A 20,471-nucleotide genomic window follows, 5' to 3' on the forward strand; every position below is an offset into this window, starting at 1 on the left:
GAAAACTTTTATTGAGCAGCCCATTCAGTATGAATAAATTCGCCTCTGGGTTTATCAATACGTTCGTAAGTATGAGCCCCGAAATAATCTCTTTGTGCTTGAGTTAGATTCTGAGGCAAACCAGCACGACGATAACTATCAAAATAGTCTAAAGAGCCACTAAACGCAGGAACAGCAATCCCCATTTTACTAGCCAATATTAATACCTCACGCCATGCCCCTTGACGATCTAAGATACTTTGCTTAAATTCAGGAGCTAACAATAAATTTGGCAAAGTTGGGTTATCGACAAATGCTTTTTTAATCTTGTCAAGAAAACCAGCACGAATGATACAACCGCCTTTCCAAATACGAGCAGATTCAGGTAGACTGACCCCGTAATTGTACTCTGCTGAGGCTTTAGCAATTAAAGCCATCCCTTGAGCGTACGAACACATTTTAGAACAATACAAAGCATCTCGTACTTTGTTAACAAATGCCTTGGCATCTCCTTCAAATTTAGCTGCAGGTCCGGGTAGTTCTTTTGAGGCAGCCACTCGTTCATCTTTGTATGAAGACATGACCCGTGCGTTGACCGCAGCGTATATAGTAGGAATAGGAACTCCTAGCTCTAAAGAAGTCATAACTGTCCAGCGTCCAGTTCCTTTTTGTCCTGCGGAGTCGAGAATGAGGTCTACCAGGTGTTTTTTAGTTTCTGGGTCTTTATATTTGAAAATGTCGGTGGTAATTTCAATTAGAAAAGAATTAAGTTCATCAGTAGTATTCCATTCTTTGAAGACCTCGTGCAACTCTTCATTACTCAACCCTAAGCCATTTTTCATTATGTCATAGGCTTCAGCGATCAATTGCATATCACCATACTCAATACCATTATGCACCATTTTTACATAGTGACCGGCTCCACCGCGCCCCACAAAGGTTACACAAGGTCCATCATCGACTTGAGCGGCAATTTTGGTTAGAATAGGTTCAAGTTCTCTATAGGCAGCTTCTGTACCTCCGGGCATTAAGCTAGGTCCATTTAATGCACCCTCTTCTCCACCACTAACACCCATTCCTACAAAACCAAGTCCGGTGGCTTCTAATTCTTGAGTACGTCTTTCGGTATCCTCATAAAGAGAGTTACCGCCATCAATGATCATATCTCCTTCTTCAAGGAGAGGCTTTAAGTCTTGAATGACGTAATCAACAGGTTTTCCGGCTTGAACCATCACCAGAAGTTTACGAGGCCGTTCTAGGGTTTTGACTAATTCTTCTAAGGAGTAGGCCGCTTTTATATCTTTGCCGGCGGCCCGGGTACTCATGAATCTGTCTGTTTTCTCTCGGCTACGGTTGTAAACAGCAATAGGATAACCACGACTCTCTACATTAAGAGCTAGGTTTTCCCCCATCACGGCTAAACCGATTACAGCAAAGGTACGTTTCGTCATATAATTGCTACCAAATCTACTTGGTTCTTATCAAAAAGGGTTCTTGCCATTGCATAAGGAATCGGCTTATTTGACACTAGTAAAAGCTGAGGCTTTGTTATGGTCAACTTTTGCCTTATGCCTATTTACCTTTTGCCTTCCGCGTAGCGGTACACCCCGATTAGTCTAACGTTCTTTAGTCTAACGTTGAATTTTTAGTTTCCCCTATTCTTTAAACAGTATCTTAACAAGGCAGTGACTAAAAGTCAGAAGCCCAAAGTTAGAAATCAGCAATTAAGTCTCTTTTTCCCTTTAACTTTGCCTACAATTGGTATTTTATTAAAATGGATTATCATATGACAATTTGTAGATTATCCTTTATCAATTAGTATTTTTAGTTACACTTTAGTTTTTTCTTAACATGTATCTACAAGTTCTTCAATCAATGAAAGTAAACAATACTATGTTGAGGCTGGATAAACTTTTATTCAGAACGAAGATAGAAAAAATAAGTATATAAAAAAAATATATATCTGCCATAATGAATTAATAAAATCTTAATCTCATTGAATTCAAGATAAATTTCCAAAACAGAATATCCTATAGTGTTATTGATGTTAATAGTGTCATTAGTTATTGTTGTATTTTATATCAAGAATAGATAAAAATTATTATTTCATAATTGATTTCTTTGTAAAATCAATAATAATTAAGTTATTAGATTTAATAATTTAATTATTATTAAACTTGAATTTGAATAAAATGACAATTGTTCTCTCTTCTTTGTAACAACTTCTAGATAATTATAATGATCAATGATTCTGAAAAGTTTCAAAACAAAAAAATTATTTTAGTAACTGGTCCCACTCGTTCAGGTAAAAGTGAATGGGCTGAAACCCTAGCTAAAAAATCTGGAAAACCCGTTATTTATATAGCAACAGCCTTAGAAAATACTCAGGATCAAGAATGGCAAGAAAGGATTACTCGTCATCAAGAACGTCGTCCTTCCTATTGGGAAGTTCAATGGATTCCCTATAACTTATCAGTGATCTTGGAAACAATTACACCGCCTTATTGTCTTTTGATTGATTCCGTAGGCACCTGGGTTGCCAATTGTCTAGAACAAGATAATTCAACCTGGATAGAAACGGTGGATCAATTCTTAGTCCGTCTAGAAACAACTACTGTCGATGTAATTTTAGTAGCTGAAGAGGCAGGATGGGGAATTGTTCCGGCTTTTCCCTTAGGACGTAAATTTCGTGATCGCTTAGGGGACTTAACTCGAAACCTGGGTTTGATCTCTAATCCAGTGTATTTGGTGTCTGGAGGTCACGCTCTTAACCTAAGTTCACTTGGTGAACCTCTGACGAGAAAACAATTGTGAATTTTCAATTACAAAGAAAGGTGAAAACTAATGCAGATGTTAGCATGAGGGCATATCGCTGACCATGGAAAGGTTTATAAGTATGGCTTCGAAAGCACAGGTGAAACATTATCTTGCTTATTGGTTCCAACTGGGCAAACAGGTTGTACTTCCCAACCGTCAACAAAAATTGTGTCCTAGCCAGATATTTCGGGGCAATACCTATTCTTACGAATTCGAAAGCTACTGGCAATATATCTTTACCGCTAGTAATGATTGTTATCTAGAGGGCGCTGAACAGTCCATTCAACAATTATTAAGTCCTGAGTGGAAGGTTGTCGAGTGCACAAAGTGTCGGATGCCTTGCCCCATTGCTATTTCTGAAAATGCTTCTCCTATATGTCTTTGTCTTGATTTGCCTGGTTGGCCAAATACTAAATTACCTTCTCCAAGATCTGCTGTTGATAATCAAACCCATTTGGCTCGCATTCAACAACGACTTGCACAATTAAACTATGACTAGTTGAATCTCTATCTATTTAGCTAGGCAAAAGTAATTACATTAATCTTTCGGCTGCATTGGCTAAGTCTGAAGCAACACGAGTGGAATAGGGTTTGATAAGCCACCAAATTAGTGAGGATAGCCATCCGTGTAAATCTACTGAACAGGAAATGTAAGGACCTCACGGAGTGGACTCTATCTGATAAGTGGTTTTCTGTTCAATTTCTGGAATGACTATAACCCGTATACTTGACAACTCTCCTGTTCTGATATTTTCTATAAATAGGCGAATGGGAATGGGAATGAGGCGTGTTGCTGCTTAGTAAATTAACCCCAGTTTTGTTATTAATCCTGACGGAACATTCGTTATTGAAAATAAAGGATGCCAATAAACATTAGCCAGATTAATTAATTGTTACAAAAAAAATCATACGAGTGGTACTGACGATACTCTACCTTTTGTAGAGAGAAAGCGCATATATAATTACCTTTGATGGTCATTAAAGAGAAATAAAGCATAATAATCTCCTCTACTGTCATAACTCTATGGCAAATTTATTAGACTATAACACTTAACTTTTGCAACACTCATAGTTAATTCAAAGTATCAACATTCAGGTAATATGCAATGGCAGTGTGGAAATATATCCTTTAGGGTAATTAATTACTATTTTTGAGAATATACTCTACTCTTATTTAATTTTTTACACATACAAAATATAAAATTTATACTCATAATATGAGAACTACAGGGTGAAAAAGATAAGATAGATATTTTTTAAAAAACATAGAAAGAAACTTAGCATTGAAGAAAAATAATAAAGTTCGATCACAGGTTTCTGCCATGAATCAAGGTCGTGGGTGAACGTTAATGAGGTTTAGATAAAAAAGCAAGTTAATCAGATGACAACTGGAACACAGATAAAGTCTATTCGAAAGAATGGACGATCACTAAGCACTTTTTTTTACTTTTAATAAATTACCAGGTGTCCTTAGACTTATAAATTTTTAGATCTATTTTTATCACTCCCATAGCCTCTAAAATTTTTAATTACAGTTCTTTTAGCTTGACATCACTATTCGTGTTTTTCTAGGGGCTATATAGCTATGAATAGTTAATTACCGGTGTTCTAAAAAACAAGCTAATAAAATTTATGACTTTGATAAAATATTGAGGCAAAAAATAATATTAAGATTAAATTGCAAGGTGCAATTACTTGATATATTTACTCTAATCAGATTAACTCTTTATTCTTTAAAGTAATAAGTTGATTCTATTTAGAATATAAGTCCTATTAGGATAATTATGCTTTAGATATTTAATAGGAGCATCACTAATTTTTGCTAACGTAAAAATTATAAATAAATACTTTTACATTAGCAAAAATTAACTAGAGGCACTAGTATAAAAACGGAGGGCAAATTGCCAGAAATAGTGAGAAATTAGTAAAATAGATAATGCAACTAGTATTGCACATAAAATCCATAAAACTTCTATCTTTCCTAAAAGTACTTCTGCTGGAACAGTGGTTAAAAAAGTAACTGGAACCACAAAAGTGAAGAAAAAACGATATACTGCAGGATAAGCACTTATTGGGTACCTACCTGCTTCTAGTAATCCCCTAAGGACTTCAGTGACATTATAAATCTTAACAAACCATACACTAGTTGCTCCTAAGATAAACCAAATACCATATAGTATGATGATACCTAACATTGTTGTTATGCAACTGAGTATATAGTCTCCCATATGTAAAGATAGTTTAGAACTAAAATAGGAAATTATAATTATTCCAAAAACTAAATCTGAAAATCCCCAAGGAGATATAATTCTACAAGATAACCAAAATTGACTACTAATTGGTTTCAATAGTACAAAATCTAAGGTTCCTCTTTCCACTTGTTCAACAATTCTGTTCAGATTAGGGACTAAGAAAGTAGTAGAAATACCTTGTAAGAAGGTAAACATTCCTACTACTATCATTGCTTCGTCCCAAGTCCATCCCTGAAAAGTATAACCATTTCCATAGAAGAGGGATAAGCTAAATAAACTCCCAATTAAATTAGCAAAACCGCTAACTATAGCAATTACAAAGTTAAAACGATATTCTAATTCTGCTGTTAATGCTGTCGCCCAAAATAATCGTAAAACTTGTAAATAGGTTTTCATTGTAGTTTATTGCTTACTATTGTTGTTCAAAACTATGGCATCCATTCAAATATGATGCTGATCATACTATCTTTTTTTACTTGTGAGTTTTGTTTTTCAATCTTAGTAGCTAAGCGAATATTTTTAATAATTGCATAGCCAAAATGAAAAGTTGTAATTCCTATTTCATTATCTTTCCCAGGAGAAATAAAACTATGAGACAATGAAACATCTGATGCACCGTTACGTGATAAAGAAAATACTAATTTACCTCCAATGTTGATTCCATTTTCAGAATAGTTTCTTGTATGAATTGAACGATATCCAACTACGGGAGCAATATTAAAGTAATTTCCTAAAGGCAATACGTAATATTGTAAATTAGCCCCTACCGTATCTCGTCTTCCAAAAGAACTCTGATAGTCCCCACTAATAGTTAAACCAGTTTTACCAATAAAGATATCATCAACCTCAATATTAATTCCTCCATCATGTCTAGTAGAAGGGAATTCCACATATCCTATTCCTACACGTGTTCGAAAACTCGGATCAGTGTAAATATCGTATAAGATATTAGGGATGTTATTTAACCATCTTTTTAATACAGAGCTATCTTCAATGATTTCTGCTGGTAAATCAATAGTATTTTCAGTCAAACTTTCTCGTGTAGGACTAATCTCTAATGGGGATAATTGACTATTAGCTGGAATTCTCAACATAAAAATTAGTAAAATATTAGAAACAATAATATTTAACCAATGAAATCTTATATTTAATCGTTGTTTAGGCATTTTTTTCAAAATAAACACCACTAGACTGGCATTATACTATTTTTTAACATTTTGCCAGTAGTATTAATGCACTGACTTTTTAAATTGTTTTTAACAACTTAAATTAAGAATACTAATTATGATGATGTAGAAAGTATAGATTTTAACTCTATTAATGCTTAAGTGATAAGTATCAGTTATTATTAACCTTTTTTTTAAAAAATAGATGATTCATAGAAAACTTTAAATTATCTATCTCATTTATTTTCTATACTTAAATGGTTAAAGTTTTTTTATAAAAATGGTGACAAAACAATAGACTTTAAAGTCCATCGTTTTGTTTGTGATACACTTCTCATTAGAAGTAATAATTTTCTTGGACAGTCAAGTAGTATATGCTACTATTCATATAACTGATAAACAAAGAGAAATTAATCACTAATAGTAGAAAAAGTCTAAACCCCAACATTATAAGTTAATTAACTATAAAGTGATATTATCAATTATGATACAAAAATTACGTCAAATTCAACATCAGTCTGGATCGGTTCCAACAAAAGATCAGACAGTAATCGATAGTTTTGGCAATGATGTTGAAGGACTTAAAATGGCTTATGAGCAGGCAGTTATTTGTGATTTAAGTCATTGGGGACTCCTAAAACTTACAGGAGATGATCGTTTACGTTTTCTTCATAATCAGACTACCAATAGTATCAATAAATTGAGTCCAGGATTAGCTTGTGAGACCATTTTTATAAATTCTATTGGTAGAATCATAGATTTAGTCACAGCTTATATCACAAACGACTCAATTTTGATTTTAGTTTCCCCAAATCGCCGCTACTTCTTGATGGAATGGATAGATCGTTATATTTTTCCTATGGATAAGGTAAAAATTACAGATATTTCTGAAGAAAATGCTGTTTTTAGTCTAATTGGTCCTAAATGTACTTCCTTCCTAAAAGAAGGAGGGATCAACGATTTGGCTGAACTTCCACCAAAAAATCATCGTTTAATGACTGTGGGAGGGGTTTCTATGAGGGTAGCCGAGGGAAGTGGATTAGATATTTCCGGCTATACTTTAATTATTCCAATTAACCAGGCTAAAACTGTTTGGGGACAATTAACACAATTAGGGATTGTTCCCATTGGTAATCGCGTATGGGAACAATTAAGGATACGACAAGGAAGACCAGTTTGTAATAAAGAACTAACAGAAGATTATAATCCCCTAGAAGCGGGATTATGGAGGGCTATATCTTTTAATAAAGGTTGTTATATTGGACAAGAAACTATTGCCCGTCTAAATACATACAAAGGAGTTCGACAAAAATTATGGGGAGTTAAGTTAAGTCAAGAAGTTTCTCCAGGAACTCTAATTGTTTCAGGTGGGAGAAAAGTAGGAATTTTGACCAGTTGTACTAATATTGATCAAGATTTTTTAGGTTTGGCTTATATTCGCACAAAAGCAGGAGGAGTTGGATTAAACATTCAAGTAGGAAAAGCGACAGGACAAGTAATAGAAATACCTTTTGTAAACCATGAATATCATTAACATCCTATCGCTTAATATTGTTTGACCCAAAATAGTGAAACACATTAGGTGGACTTTTAATTAATAATAGGCTAGGCTAGAAAGCTCTTGCTTTACATATTTTACAAATTTTATGCTAATTTTTAGTTATCTCTAATCCCTTCTTAAGACTTTGTAATTTATAGAAATTTTAATTTTTATCGTTTTTCTATCAATAATATATAAAGAAATATTATTGATAAGTTATAGAGTTAAAATAAAAGACCATGACAATTTTATTGGTTAATAATCTGTGACAATGTAAAATTAAAATAACTAATTAGTCAAAAATAAAAAGAAACTAACATAGACTAGGATGAATATTTGCGTTCTTGTTTTAGAAAAAGCTTTCAGGTTACTCATTAACATCATTCTTATATTTCTGATTTAATCTAACTCCAGAGTAGTTTATTATCTATGTTTGGCTATACAATTTATATATGAATAGGGAGGCTTCTAAATTAGTTTTTTCTTTGTTGTCTGATAAATTCTAAAAGTAGTTTTTGTTCAGCCCTAGCAATTGCTTGATAAGTCCGTTCTACCGCTTCTGGTTCTACCGAAATTTTAGTAATTCCCCACTGGACTAAATCTTCAATAAGATCGGGATACTGACTAGCTGCCTGTCCACATAAGCTGCATTGAATTCCCAAATGGTGAGACTTTTCGATGAACTGTTTCAGAACTATTTTTAAAACAGTAGGACAAGGTTGAGAAACATTACTGAAATCAGGATTATCTCGTCCAACTCCAAATAGTAATGGAATCAAATCATTGGTTCCAATTGCAATCCCTTGGACCCCCATGCTAACATATTCCTCTAATTCAAAAAGAATCGAGGGTACTTCTGCCATAATCCATAGTTTAAAAGCTTTAGATTCCATTAATCCTGCTTGTTTCACGTGATTACGGCAAAAGCTAAATTCTGCTATACTGCGAACGAACGGCAGAATCAAATGGATGTTATGGAACCCCTGTGCTTGAACTTGAGCTAACGCCTCCAATTCCCAGTCAAAAAGAGTGGGGTTAATTAAATAACCAGCCGTTCCTTGACAATCGCCTTGGACTGTGGAGTCAGTTCCTTTGCCTGATTGACTATTACTATTAAAAGATCTATAAAATACGGGATGAGGGGCAACACTGATCGCAAACTTCCGAAGACATTCGCAAATTTGTTCAATAATCTGTGTAGGTTTAGATTCATTAAGCCATTGCTCTAAAGACTTAGGAGAACATAAATTTGATAGCATTAATTCTGACCGCACCAATCCGATACCATCAATGGGCAAATCTAAGGTCTTGAATAAGGAACTTGGTTGACTAACATTGACCATTAATTGAGTGGCAATAGGATAGAATAAATCTGAAGATATTTTCTGGTAGTTTGAAGGAACAGTAAAGGAAATATCATTTTGATATGGTGCCTCATAGTAAATTATTCCACTGTTGCCATCTAAAACTATAAAATCACCAGTTTTTAGTAATTCTGTTGCTCTCGATACCCCAACTACTGCAGGAATATTTAATTCTCTAGCTAAAATAGCTGCATGGCTAGTCATTCCTCCTTGTTCGGTTATTACTCCTACTGCCTGTTTTAATAAAGGTAATTGAGAGGGATGAATTTCTTTAGAGACAATGATACTCCGCTGAGAGGATGGGGGGCAGGGATAAATTTCTCCGGTTATCACTTGAATTAACCCTTGTGTACAGCCAGAGGCTGCTCCAATTCCTTGTAATATGGGTTTCTTGTCCACAATTTTCCGTTGTTCTTGAAAAGATAGTGAATGAACTTGAGTACTTAAAACACTGGATCTAATCTCAGTGATGGCCAAAGTAGGAAGTTGAGAATACTTAGATTCAAGCCATACTAATTCTAAAAAGTCCCAAGATAACTCATCTTGACTTAGCTCTTCTACTAGCAAGTAAATTTTACTTAAAATGGATTCATCGAGACAATGTTGCTCTTGTTGAGAAGAACTCAACACATAAGCTTCTAGAAGGCTTTTAACATGGTTGATATCACAGGACACATCTTTATCTGGAATCTTAAGTCGATAAGCAAGGGTTTTCTTTCCTAGTTCTTTATCAATCATTAAGCCAGTAGTACGATCACAGATAATACGATCAGGCAAAACTTCTCCTTGCCATAAACTTTGGGGTAAACCCCACGTAGCTTGGATTTCAAAAGTTGTGGGAGAGACGGAAATAATACTTGAGATGATCACATTGGTTAATGGCTGAACCAGAACTCCCAGGTTTAAGTTCTCAATTGAAATACCCATTCGTTGTCCATAAAATAAGCTTTGCGCGCTTAATAATTGACTCCAAATATGCTTAATCGCTAATTCTAAATCTTGAGGTGACTTTTCACAAACTTGAGGCACGATTAATTTAGCAAACTCTTGTTTGATACCCAAAGAAGTTCCTAGAGAACCTTGCACTATTAAGGAAACACCAGGAATTTGCTCAATGGCTTGTGCAATAATCTCTCTCCATTGAGCAGGGAAATCAGCATGAAAAATAGCTCGACGACTTTGTTGTGCTGCCAACTGTAAAGATTGAAAGTTATCTACGTCAAAATGCAGAGATGATGTGGGGAAATCTGTTAACAAAGAAGTGGAATCATCTAACCTTTCCAAAAATTCCCCCCAAGTTTCTGAGCCAATAACAAATCCAGAGACAACTGGATAGCCTTTTTTTGTGAGTTGACTTAGCCTCCAGGCTTTTTCCCCAACCCAAAGGCGATCAGCCAGTTTAATCTGAGATAGCCAGTAGAGAGTTATCACTGTCGGAAGGATGACTTAACCACGATCACTAAAGTACGCATGTTCTGCTCTACGTTTTTCATTCAATTTATTTTAGAGAGATATTCCATGAACTATTTTTACAATAGTCAAGAGCATCTATACGATAATTAATTCACTTCCTTAACTAGGATAACCTATTATTGATTGTCTTAAGTCTTTAGTCTCGCTACAACTTATTAAGGTTTACTGACTGAGTCAACTACTTTTTTTAGAAAATTTTTCATAGTCAAAGTCAACTAATGCCTATTTATACATTAAAGATTGGAAAAGAGACAATATGATCCATTATTTATAATTTAGACTAGCTGTAAAAAAATTAAAATCAAGACGAGCTAAAAGTTTTTCTTTACAAGGTTCTTAGTCTAGAATAGTTACTGTTATTTTTTTGCTAAATAATTAAAGTTAAGACTATCTAATTAACCTAGTATTAGTATACCTTCAGTAGATAAATCCAAGCAAAAAAAACATTTATAAGGGATAGTTAAATAACGGTAAAGTTTTATTCTAAACACTTTAGTTTTAGTATGATTTTTTAACTCAAACTTATCATTACTACTCATAAGTTCTTAAAAACATATATCCTAATTAAAGTTTAAATTAGAACTGAAATTTAGTAGGCATGTAACATAAAGAGAAAGTCATATCTACTAGTTTTAAATAAAAACTCTAAAGCCATTCCATCAAGTTGAGAGTAGTTTAATAAAGAGTATTTATCAATACTTCTGAATGGTGATTAAATTTACAGCTTCTCTAGACTGAGCCTAACAAATCAACAACTAAGTTAATTCCAAAAATTTTTCTTATAGACATAAAGTTCTTGGAATCTTATAAACTGTCGCAAACGTTTAGTTTATTCTGTTTTTTTATAGCTAGTCTAGAAGAGCCAAAACAATTAAACAGTAGTCATTACTTCTTATTCTTTAGCGGACATCATTGTCATTAAATCTAATATCCGAGAAGAATAACCCCATTCGTTGTCATACCAAGATATGATTTTAAAGAAATTAGAGTTAAGTTCAATTCCTGCCTTAGCGTCAAAAATACTTGAATGATGATCTCCATTAAAGTCCATAGATACCACATCCTCCTCAGTATAATTTAAAATACCTTTCAAGTGACCTTCAGCAGCCGCTTTCATCGCTGCACAAATATCTTTGTAACTCGTAGACTGGATGGTCTTAAAAGTTAGATCAACAACAGAAACATCGGGTGTGGGCACTCGTAACGCCATCCCCGTTAATCTTCCTTGTAGTGTTGGAATAACTAAAGTAACGGCTTTAGCTGCTCCGGTAGAAGTTGGAATAATATTTTGGCTTGCTCCTCGTCCTTCCCGAAAAGCTTTTTTGCTAGGACCATCTACGCTGGGCTGGGTGGCAGTCATTGCATGAACTGTAGTCATTAACCCTTCCGCTAAGCCGAAGCTATCATTAATCACTTTAGCAATGGGAGCTAAACAATTGGTAGTACAACTGGCGTTAGACACAACATAGTCTTTAGCAGAATCATATTCACTATCGTTAACTCCCATCACAATTGTCCGAACCTTCTTGGGATCTTTGGTGGGAGCAGAAATAACTACCCGTTTGGCTCCCGCCTGAAGGTGTTTGCTAGCCGCGTCATAGGTGGTGAACAGCCCAGTGGACTCCACTACATAATCGATACCTTGTTTTCCCCAAAATAATTGTTCAGGATCTCTAACAGAAGAACAAGGAATAAATTTACTATTAACAACAATACCATCTTCTTTGGCTTCCACCGTCCCATTAAAGCGCCCATGGGTAGAGTCATATTTAAGTAGATAAGCAATGTTAGCTGGAGAAATTAAATCATTAATGCCGAGAAATTCAAAGTTAGGATTATAGACACCAGCCCGAAATACTAATCTTCCGATTCGGCCAAAACCGTTAATACCAACTTTGACAGTTGCCATTGGATAAACTCCTAAACTTAATATAATGTGCAATCTTCATTCTGAAAGAAATCGAACAAAACTATTTGTTTTTACAAAAATGTACTCCCCATAACTTATAGCTTAAGTGAGTCCTAATTTCAATATTCTATGATTTTTAAGCAGATTTTTATGAATTTTATAGACTTTTCCCTTTTTTAAAGTCTTTTATCATTCTTATTGAATTCTATAATTATCAGAGATCTCAGTTAATCGTATTATTTGTTTTAAATTGTTAGACTTTCTTGAACCGGTAAACAATTGTAGATATTCTGGAATACAAATGATAAACTAACAGCTAATAATCTATTAAAAAGCCCATTTTTGTAAAATCTTGAAACATTAAAAACTTATTCCTTACAAGGAGAAGTTATGGTAGGTCTAGAAGCTTTTTAAAGCAATACTTTCATCTTATTGTGGCAATACTGTCATGGAAAGACTAAATGAATAGTAGCCACTGTTCTATGTATGTAGAATGATTAACTTAAAATAAATTTTGGAAAATATAGCTTATGATAGCCAAATAAGAGGAAAAAACTCTGGAATTGACCCCTCTTTCTAGCAATGAGTTACGGAAAATTCATGCTTATTGGCGGGCTTGCAACTATCTTGCTGTTGGGATGATTTATTTACAGGATAATCCTTTACTCAAAGATTCTTTGAAGGAAGAACATATTAAAAAACGTTTATTAGGACATTGGGGATCAAGTCCTGGCTTAAGCTTTATTTATATTCACCTCAATCGCCTGATTAAAAAATATGATTTAAATGTAATTTATATGGCTGGTCCTGGTCATGGTGCACCAGGGATACTCGGACCAGTGTATCTTGAAGGAACTTATTCGGAAATTTATCCTGATAAAAGCCGAGATGAGGAAGGAATGAAAAAGTTTTTCAAACAGTTTTCCTTTCCAGGCGGAATCGGTAGTCATTGCACTCCAGAAATTCCCGGATCAATTCATGAAGGAGGAGAACTAGGCTATTGTCTTTCCCATGCCTATGGTGCTGCCTTAGATAACCCGGATCTTATCGTTACTGCTGTAGTGGGAGATGGAGAAGCAGAGACTGGACCGTTAGCTGCTGCCTGGCATTCCAATAAATTTCTTAACCCAATCCGAGATGGTGCGGTACTACCTATACTACACCTCAACGGCTATAAAATTGCTAATCCAACAATTTTTGCCCGTATTAGTCATGAAGAACTAGAATGTCTTTTTAAAGGGTATGGTTATAAACCTTACTTTGTAGAAGGGTCTGATCCTCAAGTGATGCACCAGAAAATGGCCGCTATGCTAGAAACAGCAATCACAGAGATTAAACGAATCAAACAAGAAGCATACTCTAGTGGGATTGCTAAACGCCCCATGTGGCCAATGATTATATTACGTTCTCCAAAGGGATGGACAGGTCCCAAAGAAGTAGATGGCAAAAAGACAGAAAATTTCTGGAGATCACATCAAGTTCCCCTATCAGGAATACAGAATAATTTTGCTCACTTAAAAGTTCTCGAGGACTGGATGAGAAGTTACAAACCTGAAGAACTTTTTGATGATAATGGCACACTAATTCCTGAATTACAGGAACTTGCCCCCTCGGGACATCGCCGCATTAGTTCTAATCCTCATGCTAATGGAGGAGTACTTCGCAAAGACCTTGAAATGCCTGATTTCCGTGATTATAAGGTTAAAGTGACTAAACCTGGAGCAATAGAAGCTGGAAATACTGCCCTATTTGGTAACTTCTTACGGGATATCATGGCCAATAACATGACTAATTTCCGTATTTTTGGTCCTGATGAAACTGCATCTAATCGTCTCAGTACCGTTTATGAAGTAAGTAAAAAAGTCTGGATGGCTAACATTCTCCCTGAAGATGCCGACGGCACCGAAATTGCTACTAATGGACGGGTAATGGAAATACTGAGTGAACATACCCTACAAGGATGGTTAGAAGGTTATTTATTAACAGGTCGTCACGGATTCTTCCACACTTACGAAGCGTTTGCTCACGTGGTTGACTCTATGTTTAACCAATACGCTAAATGGCTTGATATTTGTAAAAATAAAGTCTCTTGGCGGGCGTCAATTTCTTCTTTAAATATTATGCTATCTTCCACTGTTTGGCGGCAAGATCATAACGGGTTCAGCCACCAAGATCCCGGGTATGTTGATCTTGTTGCTAATAAGAGTGCAGACGTAGTCCGGGTATATTTTCCCCCTGATGCTAACTGTTTACTGTCTGTTGGAGATCATTGTTTGCGAAGTAAAAATTACGTTAACGTTATCGTTTCCGATAAACAAAAACACCTCCAATATCTAAGCATAGAGAAAGCCGTTGAACATTGTACCAAGGGCATTGGCATTTGGGATTGGGCTAGTAATGATGATTGTGGCACAGAACTTGATATCCCTGATGTGGTTATGGCTTGTTGTGGTGACGTTGCTACAAAAGAAGCTTTAGCTGCTACTGCTATTTTACATGAAGAATTTCCTAAGTTAAAAGTACGGTTTGTTAATGTAGTTGATTTATTCAAACTACAACCGAAACGGGAACACCCCCATGGACTTTCAGATTGGGATTTTGATAACTTGTTTACTAAAAATAAGCCTATTATTTTTAACTTTCACGGTTACCCTTGGTTAATTCATAAATTAACTTATCGTCGTACCAATCATGCCAACCTTCATGTTCGCGGTTATAAAGAAAAGGGGAATATTAATACTCCAATCGAATTAGCTATAAATAATCAAATTGATCGCTTTAATTTAGTGATTGATGTCATTAACCGTGTTCCTAAACTAGGATCAGCTGCCGCTCATGTACATGAACGCATGAAGAATGCTATCATAGAACATAGAGCTTATGCTTGCGAGAATGGTGTCGATAAACCGGAAATAACTAACTGGAAATGGACTTACTGAGCTTAGTCAATAACTATTAGAGAAAGTTTTGGGCGCACTGTAGTCGTTGTGTGCCCTCTCCTCGGAAAAACAGAGTTGGTCTACTTTTTGTGCAAATGAGGTTCAATAACTAACATGCCATTTTTTTTAACGTGGCTTATCACGGCTATCTCACTATTGATTACGGCTTATGTAATCCCAGGTATTTTTCTTAAGTCTTTTATTGCTGCAGCTTTTGCTGCTGTTGTAATGGGAATAATAAATGCTGTTGTTCGGCCTATTCTAATTTTATTTACACTTCCCTTAACTTTTTTGAGTTTAGGGTTATTCTTATTTGTGGTTAATGCTATTGCTTTTTCTCTCGTCAGTTATTTTACCCCAGGGTTTAACATTAACACCTTTTGGGATGCTCTATTTGGTTCGATTATTTTGTCTATTGTTTCTGGATTTTTAGGTGAAATATTAGAGACTAGAGAGTAATTTTTCTATCTAAACTATTGCTAATATTTTTTAGAAAAGAGTATCATTCTCATATTTTTTATCCTTTAAATCAGTTGCTAAGTTTATTTTTTAGTTAATCTTCTGTTACTTATTATGGTCTACAGTTTAGAATAGAAGTTTTGATTTAGAATATTTTCCGCTGAAGTCTTGATAGAAATCATTAAAATAACAGATATCCCCCATCATTTTAGTCTTTGTTTCCATAAACTATAGATAGTAGCTACAATCAAGGACAACACGGTAATAGGTATAACAAAAAAGAACATGATGTCACTAAATATCTGTAGGCTATCGTGTTCCGTTGAACGCAGAATTAAATAAGTTGTGTAGGCAATATAATAACTAACAAACAGTAACCCTTCCCAACGAGCAATGACATTACCTGCAAGGAAAATAGGTAGACAAGAAATGGTAATTGCAATCATTACTGGTAAATCAAACCCAATTGCAGCACTAGGGACAGGAATGCCTTGAGGGGAAACAATGGCTCCTATGCCTAATACAGCCAAAATATTAAATATATTACTCCCAATTACATTCCCAACTGCAATATCTCGCTCTCCCTTTAAAGTAGCCATGATAGAGGTAGCCAATTCCGGTAATGACGTTCCTACTGCAACAATTGTTAAACCAATAACTAATTCACTAACTCCAATCGTGAGGGCGATACTAGTAGAACTTTCTACCAACCAACGAGAACCTAAAATCAGTAGTCCTGTTCCTCCTAACATTAAACCTAAATTCTTTACCCATTGAAAAATGGAAACATCTCCTGAAACGGCATATTTATCATATTCCTTTCCTTCAGAAGGTTGTTTTGACCCCTGATAAATGAGAAATATGGTATAGATAATTCCACCAATTGCTAAAATTGTTCCATCTGAGCGGTTAATCGAGCCATCAAATCCAAACAATAAAGTTAGTAGCGAAATCCCAATCATGATAGGAACGTCAAGTCTAATTAGCTGTTGTGCCACTATTAGAGGCATTGCTAAGGCGGATAAACCTAAAATAACCAAGACGTTAAAAATATTACTACCAACTACATTCCCCAACGCAATATCAGCCTGTTCGGTAAAACTTGATTGAATAGCCACAGCCATTTCGGGTGAACTTGTCCCATAAGCAACAATAGTTAACCCAATAACTAACGGAGAAATCCCTAAACTAGCTGCAAGGAAAGACGCACCGTTGACTAATCCTTCTGCACCAATAACTAATAATACTAATCCAGCTAAGAGTTTACCTAGCACGAAAAAATCCATACGTTGCACTCTCTTGACGTGAGGGGAGTAAATGGTCTTGGTTTAGCTGTTGAAGTTCTTTAAAAGAATTGAGATGATTGATTTGATTAGTTGACTGTCCAAGTGTATTAATCGATCATCAAAATCTCAACCCTATTTTTAATAGATCAACAGTTGGGTAATGTATCTGACCATATCATATCCCTTATGCACTGTGCGCTATGGCGGGATTGATCAGACCGGCTATGTTCTAAGTATTTATGTATTGTCCCGCTCTTTTTAAAGAGTTAAACACTTAATTTCGCCTGTTACATGTTAACGTTTTTTGTCAGTCACAACATCAAGAATTTTCTGAAAAACTAAAACATGAGTAAAGTCAGGGACCTTTTCATAGACATGAAGACAATACCAGTAGATTTTGTGATGATTGATATGCTGTAGAATTTGACTGGAATAAACAGGACAATTATCTATATTATTACTCAAATAGTATTTGAGTAATAATATTAATCTACTATAAAATAACATTTTTATAGTAGATTAATATCGAAAGTATACAAAACGAAAGCCGTAAAAATACTTAGCAATTAAATCAAACTTCTAATATTCATAATAAGTACAAAAAATCAATATCTATTATTACTTTGTGTGGCTTTTAATGTCAACACAGAAACAACAAATTCTAACTTTTTATAGAAAAATATATCATTGTTAATTGATTAAACTAAAGACTTCTATTTGTTATTTTTTAGGTTTTTAAAAATTTAATAGTCAAGTCTTATCTAGGCTAGATATTACAAATATTTAACAAACAAAAGCTAAAGAAACAATTAGAAGAAAAGTTTTGATAACCCAGCATGTTTTTTTATTATATTTAGTATGAAAGAGCTATAATCATTGATTAATAGACCTCAAAAAAAGAAAAAATAATACAAAACTTAAAATAATGAAAAAAATTATATATTCTTGCATCTCCTGTGTTTTTAACTATAGAGAGAGATTACTCGGAATAAATAGAATGTTCGATACAAAAAAGGTAGCCTTCAATACAAAACTATGACTTTATCAAAAGACAATATAGATTCTTCCTTAGCTGAAGACATAGAAGAATTAATAGAAAAACTGTCAACACATCAACATGGCATTCTAGTAAAAAGGGCATTATCTGTTTTATTAAGAATAACAGGAGAGAAAATAGACCGCCTCGACTGGAAAATTTTAACTGCTGCCCTAGAAGATTTAGAGCAAGGGTTTCAGACATTTTATCCTTACCGTCACATACGTAAAGTTACTATCTTTGGCTCATCTCGTCTGTCTTCCCAAAGTTCGGAGTATCGTTTAGCCGTTGAGTTTGCCCGTTATATTACTCAGTTTGGATTTATGGTCCTCACAGGAGGAGGAGGAGGGATAATGCAGGCAGGAAACGAAGGAGCAGGATCAGAGCACTCTTTTGGACTTAATATTCAATTACCATTTGAGCAAAGTACCAACTCTTTCATTGCTGATGATCCTAAACTGATTAATTTTAAATATTTTTTTACTAGAAAACTCTTTTTTCTGAGAGAGAGTGATGCAGTAGCTTTATTTGCTGGAGGGTTTGGTACCCAAGATGAAGTTTTTGAAACTCTTACTCTTTCTCAGACAGGAAAATATGGTCCCTGTCCTTTAGTATTAATTGATGAACCTGGAGGCGACTATTGGAAAACTTGGAACGAGCATAACAGGAAAAATTTGTTACAGCGGGGGTTAATTAATGCAGAAGATTTTAGTCTCTACACTGTAACAGATAGTTTGATCCATGCTTGTAACGTGATACGTAATTTTTATTGTGTGTACCATTCAAGTCGCTATGTAGGAGATTTATTTGTAATGCGTCTTAATTCGGAATTGTCTGATGAACAAGTAGCTCAGCTTAATGATGATTATTCAGATATTCTTATCAAAAAAACGATTTGCAAAAGTGCTGCCTTACCTAATGAAAAAGGAGACGAAACAGAAAGCTTACCTCGCTTAGTTTTCTATTTTGACCAGCGCAACCTTGGTCGTTTATACCAAATGATTAATCAGATTAATCAATATAGTCCTTGTTTACCAGTAGAACCTCACCCTGAATGGAAGTAAGTGATTGTGAGAAATATGAGAAAATAATAAAAAGAAAAATATTTAACTACTTACTTAGTAGATAGTAAGGGCTATTGCTCCGTACAATCACACTTAGTTTGTTTGATGCTGGCACTTTCTTTTCCTGATGTCTCAACTACTAATTTGGATAATGAATAGTCTATTTGGGTTTCAGTTTCAGTCTCCTGGGCCAATTGTCTTTGAAATTGGTTTTTTTGCTATTCGTTGGTATGGTTTATTGATCTCTTCTTCTGTCTTAATTGGTGTTGCTTTATCCCAATGGTTAGCAACTAAACGTCGAGTTAATCCCCATTTAGTTGCTGATCTAGTGATTTGGTTAGTCATTTTCGCTATTCCCTGTGCTCGACTTTATTATGTCATTTTTGAATGGCAACAATACGCTCAAAATCCAGGGGATATTATTGCTATTTGGAAAGGGGGAATTGCCATTCATGGAGCTATTATCGGGGGAACCTTAGCAACTATTATTTTTGCTCGTTTGAATAGAGTTTCTGTCTGGCAGCTGACGGATTTAATTGTGCCATCCCTAACTTTAGGGCAAGCTATTGGACGATGGGGGAATTTTTTTAACTCAGAGGCTTTTGGTCCTCCAACTAATTTACCCTGGAAACTGTATATTCCCGTAAACCACCGTCCTTTAATCTATATTAACCAGACACATTTTCATCCAACTTTTTTATATGAATCTATTTGGAATATATTGGTATTTATTTTATTATTGATTCTATTCTTTGTAGGATTAAAACATGTAAATAAAATAGAAATAGGCACATTATCCCTAGTCTATTTGATAGCCTATGGGTTTGGAAGATTTTGGATAGAAGGATTAAGAACAGATAGCCTAATGTTAGGCTCTATAAGAATTGCTCAATTAGTTAGCATAATGATGATAGGGTTAGGGACTTTGGGTTTAATTTGGCTCTATAAGGCGAAGCGAACACTACCAGACGTTCATTATCAATCAACAAAGAATATACATTGATATATTCTTACACTAACTTAGCTCGGAACATCTTTTAAATATTATATTGTTGCTGGTTTCAATTAGATAATTTATGAAAAAATCGTTTTAGTTGTCATAAAGTGTTGTTATTTAACAAGAGATTGAAATTAATAGAAACTAATCTATCCTAATTGTAATATAAATTAATACATTGACTGTAATA

Annotated in this window: 13 protein-coding genes and 1 pseudogene; 7 read left to right on the forward strand and 7 right to left on the reverse strand. The window is 34.7% G+C overall.

Features of this window, described 5'->3' with window-relative positions:
* Positions 1–8 precede the first annotated feature (8 nt).
* Entirely contained in the window at positions 9–1,430 is a 1,422-nt protein-coding gene (gene gnd / locus OXU93_RS07305; protein ID WP_267383549.1) for a decarboxylating NADP(+)-dependent phosphogluconate dehydrogenase, read from the reverse strand.
* Between the two features lie 787 nt (positions 1,431–2,217).
* Between gnd and cobU the strand changes: the two genes are divergently transcribed.
* Together cobU and OXU93_RS07315 are read left to right on the forward strand one after the other, a co-directional pair.
* Positions 2,218–2,793: a bifunctional adenosylcobinamide kinase/adenosylcobinamide-phosphate guanylyltransferase gene (cobU, locus tag OXU93_RS07310; protein WP_267383550.1), complete on the forward strand. Its 576-nt coding sequence runs from the start codon at positions 2,218–2,220 to the stop codon at positions 2,791–2,793.
* 82 nt (positions 2,794–2,875) lie between these two features.
* On the forward strand, positions 2,876–3,295 hold the full coding sequence (locus OXU93_RS07315; protein WP_267383551.1) for a hypothetical protein: 420 nt from the start codon (positions 2,876–2,878) through the stop codon (positions 3,293–3,295).
* A gap of 34 nt (positions 3,296–3,329) precedes the next feature.
* Here OXU93_RS07315 and OXU93_RS07320 read toward each other — a convergent pair.
* The 3 genes and pseudogenes from OXU93_RS07320 to OXU93_RS07330 all read right to left on the reverse strand — a co-directional run bounded on the left by OXU93_RS07320 (position 3,330) and on the right by OXU93_RS07330 (position 6,142).
* Positions 3,330–3,814, reverse strand: a pseudogene (locus OXU93_RS07320) (SRPBCC family protein).
* Between the two features lie 847 nt (positions 3,815–4,661).
* Positions 4,662–5,444, reverse strand: a complete 783-nt coding sequence (locus OXU93_RS07325) for an ABC transporter permease (protein WP_267383552.1) — start codon at positions 5,442–5,444, stop codon at positions 4,662–4,664.
* Positions 5,445–5,476: 32 nt separating this feature from the next.
* Positions 5,477–6,142, reverse strand: a complete 666-nt coding sequence (locus OXU93_RS07330) for a hypothetical protein (RefSeq protein ID WP_416378796.1) — start codon at positions 6,140–6,142, stop codon at positions 5,477–5,479.
* Positions 6,143–6,698: 556 nt separating this feature from the next.
* On the opposite strand from OXU93_RS07330, the gene OXU93_RS07335 reads away from it, so the two are divergent.
* On the forward strand, positions 6,699–7,748 hold the full coding sequence (locus OXU93_RS07335) for a YgfZ/GcvT domain-containing protein (RefSeq protein ID WP_267383554.1): 1,050 nt from the start codon (positions 6,699–6,701) through the stop codon (positions 7,746–7,748).
* 479 nt (positions 7,749–8,227) lie between these two features.
* Here OXU93_RS07335 and OXU93_RS07340 read toward each other — a convergent pair whose 3' ends face one another.
* Together OXU93_RS07340 and gap are read right to left on the reverse strand one after the other, a co-directional pair.
* A complete protein-coding gene (locus tag OXU93_RS07340; protein ID WP_267383555.1) occupies positions 8,228–10,549 on the reverse strand; it encodes a putative PEP-binding protein in 2,322 nt (773 codons plus the stop codon).
* Between the two features lie 934 nt (positions 10,550–11,483).
* Positions 11,484–12,500, reverse strand: coding sequence for a type I glyceraldehyde-3-phosphate dehydrogenase (gene gap, locus OXU93_RS07345; RefSeq protein WP_267383556.1), 1,017 nt, complete (start codon positions 12,498–12,500; stop codon positions 11,484–11,486).
* Between the two features lie 557 nt (positions 12,501–13,057).
* Here gap and OXU93_RS07350 point away from each other — a divergent pair.
* Both OXU93_RS07350 and OXU93_RS07355 read left to right on the forward strand, forming a co-directional pair.
* Positions 13,058–15,439 (forward strand): phosphoketolase, encoded by a 2,382-nt coding sequence (locus OXU93_RS07350; protein WP_267384846.1) that lies wholly within the window; start codon positions 13,058–13,060, stop codon positions 15,437–15,439.
* A gap of 114 nt (positions 15,440–15,553) precedes the next feature.
* Entirely contained in the window at positions 15,554–15,898 is a 345-nt protein-coding gene (locus tag OXU93_RS07355) for a phage holin family protein (protein WP_267383557.1), read from the forward strand.
* Positions 15,899–16,101: 203 nt separating this feature from the next.
* Here the strand turns inward: OXU93_RS07355 and OXU93_RS07360 are convergent, their stop codons facing one another.
* On the reverse strand, positions 16,102–17,184 hold the full coding sequence (locus OXU93_RS07360; protein WP_267383558.1) for a calcium/sodium antiporter: 1,083 nt from the start codon (positions 17,182–17,184) through the stop codon (positions 16,102–16,104).
* A gap of 1,035 nt (positions 17,185–18,219) precedes the next feature.
* Here OXU93_RS07360 and OXU93_RS07365 point away from each other — a divergent pair.
* Complete coding sequence (locus OXU93_RS07365; protein WP_267383559.1) at positions 18,220–19,284, forward strand: LOG family protein; 1,065 nt, start codon at positions 18,220–18,222, stop codon at positions 19,282–19,284.
* 151 nt (positions 19,285–19,435) lie between these two features.
* On the forward strand, positions 19,436–20,287 hold the full coding sequence (lgt, locus tag OXU93_RS07370) for a prolipoprotein diacylglyceryl transferase (protein WP_267383560.1): 852 nt from the start codon (positions 19,436–19,438) through the stop codon (positions 20,285–20,287).
* Positions 20,288–20,471: the final 184 nt, after the last annotated feature.

This window comes from Cyanobacterium sp. uoEpiScrs1 (genome assembly GCF_947331815.1).
Classification (GTDB): Bacteria; Cyanobacteriota; Cyanobacteriia; order Cyanobacteriales; family Microcystaceae; genus Rippkaea.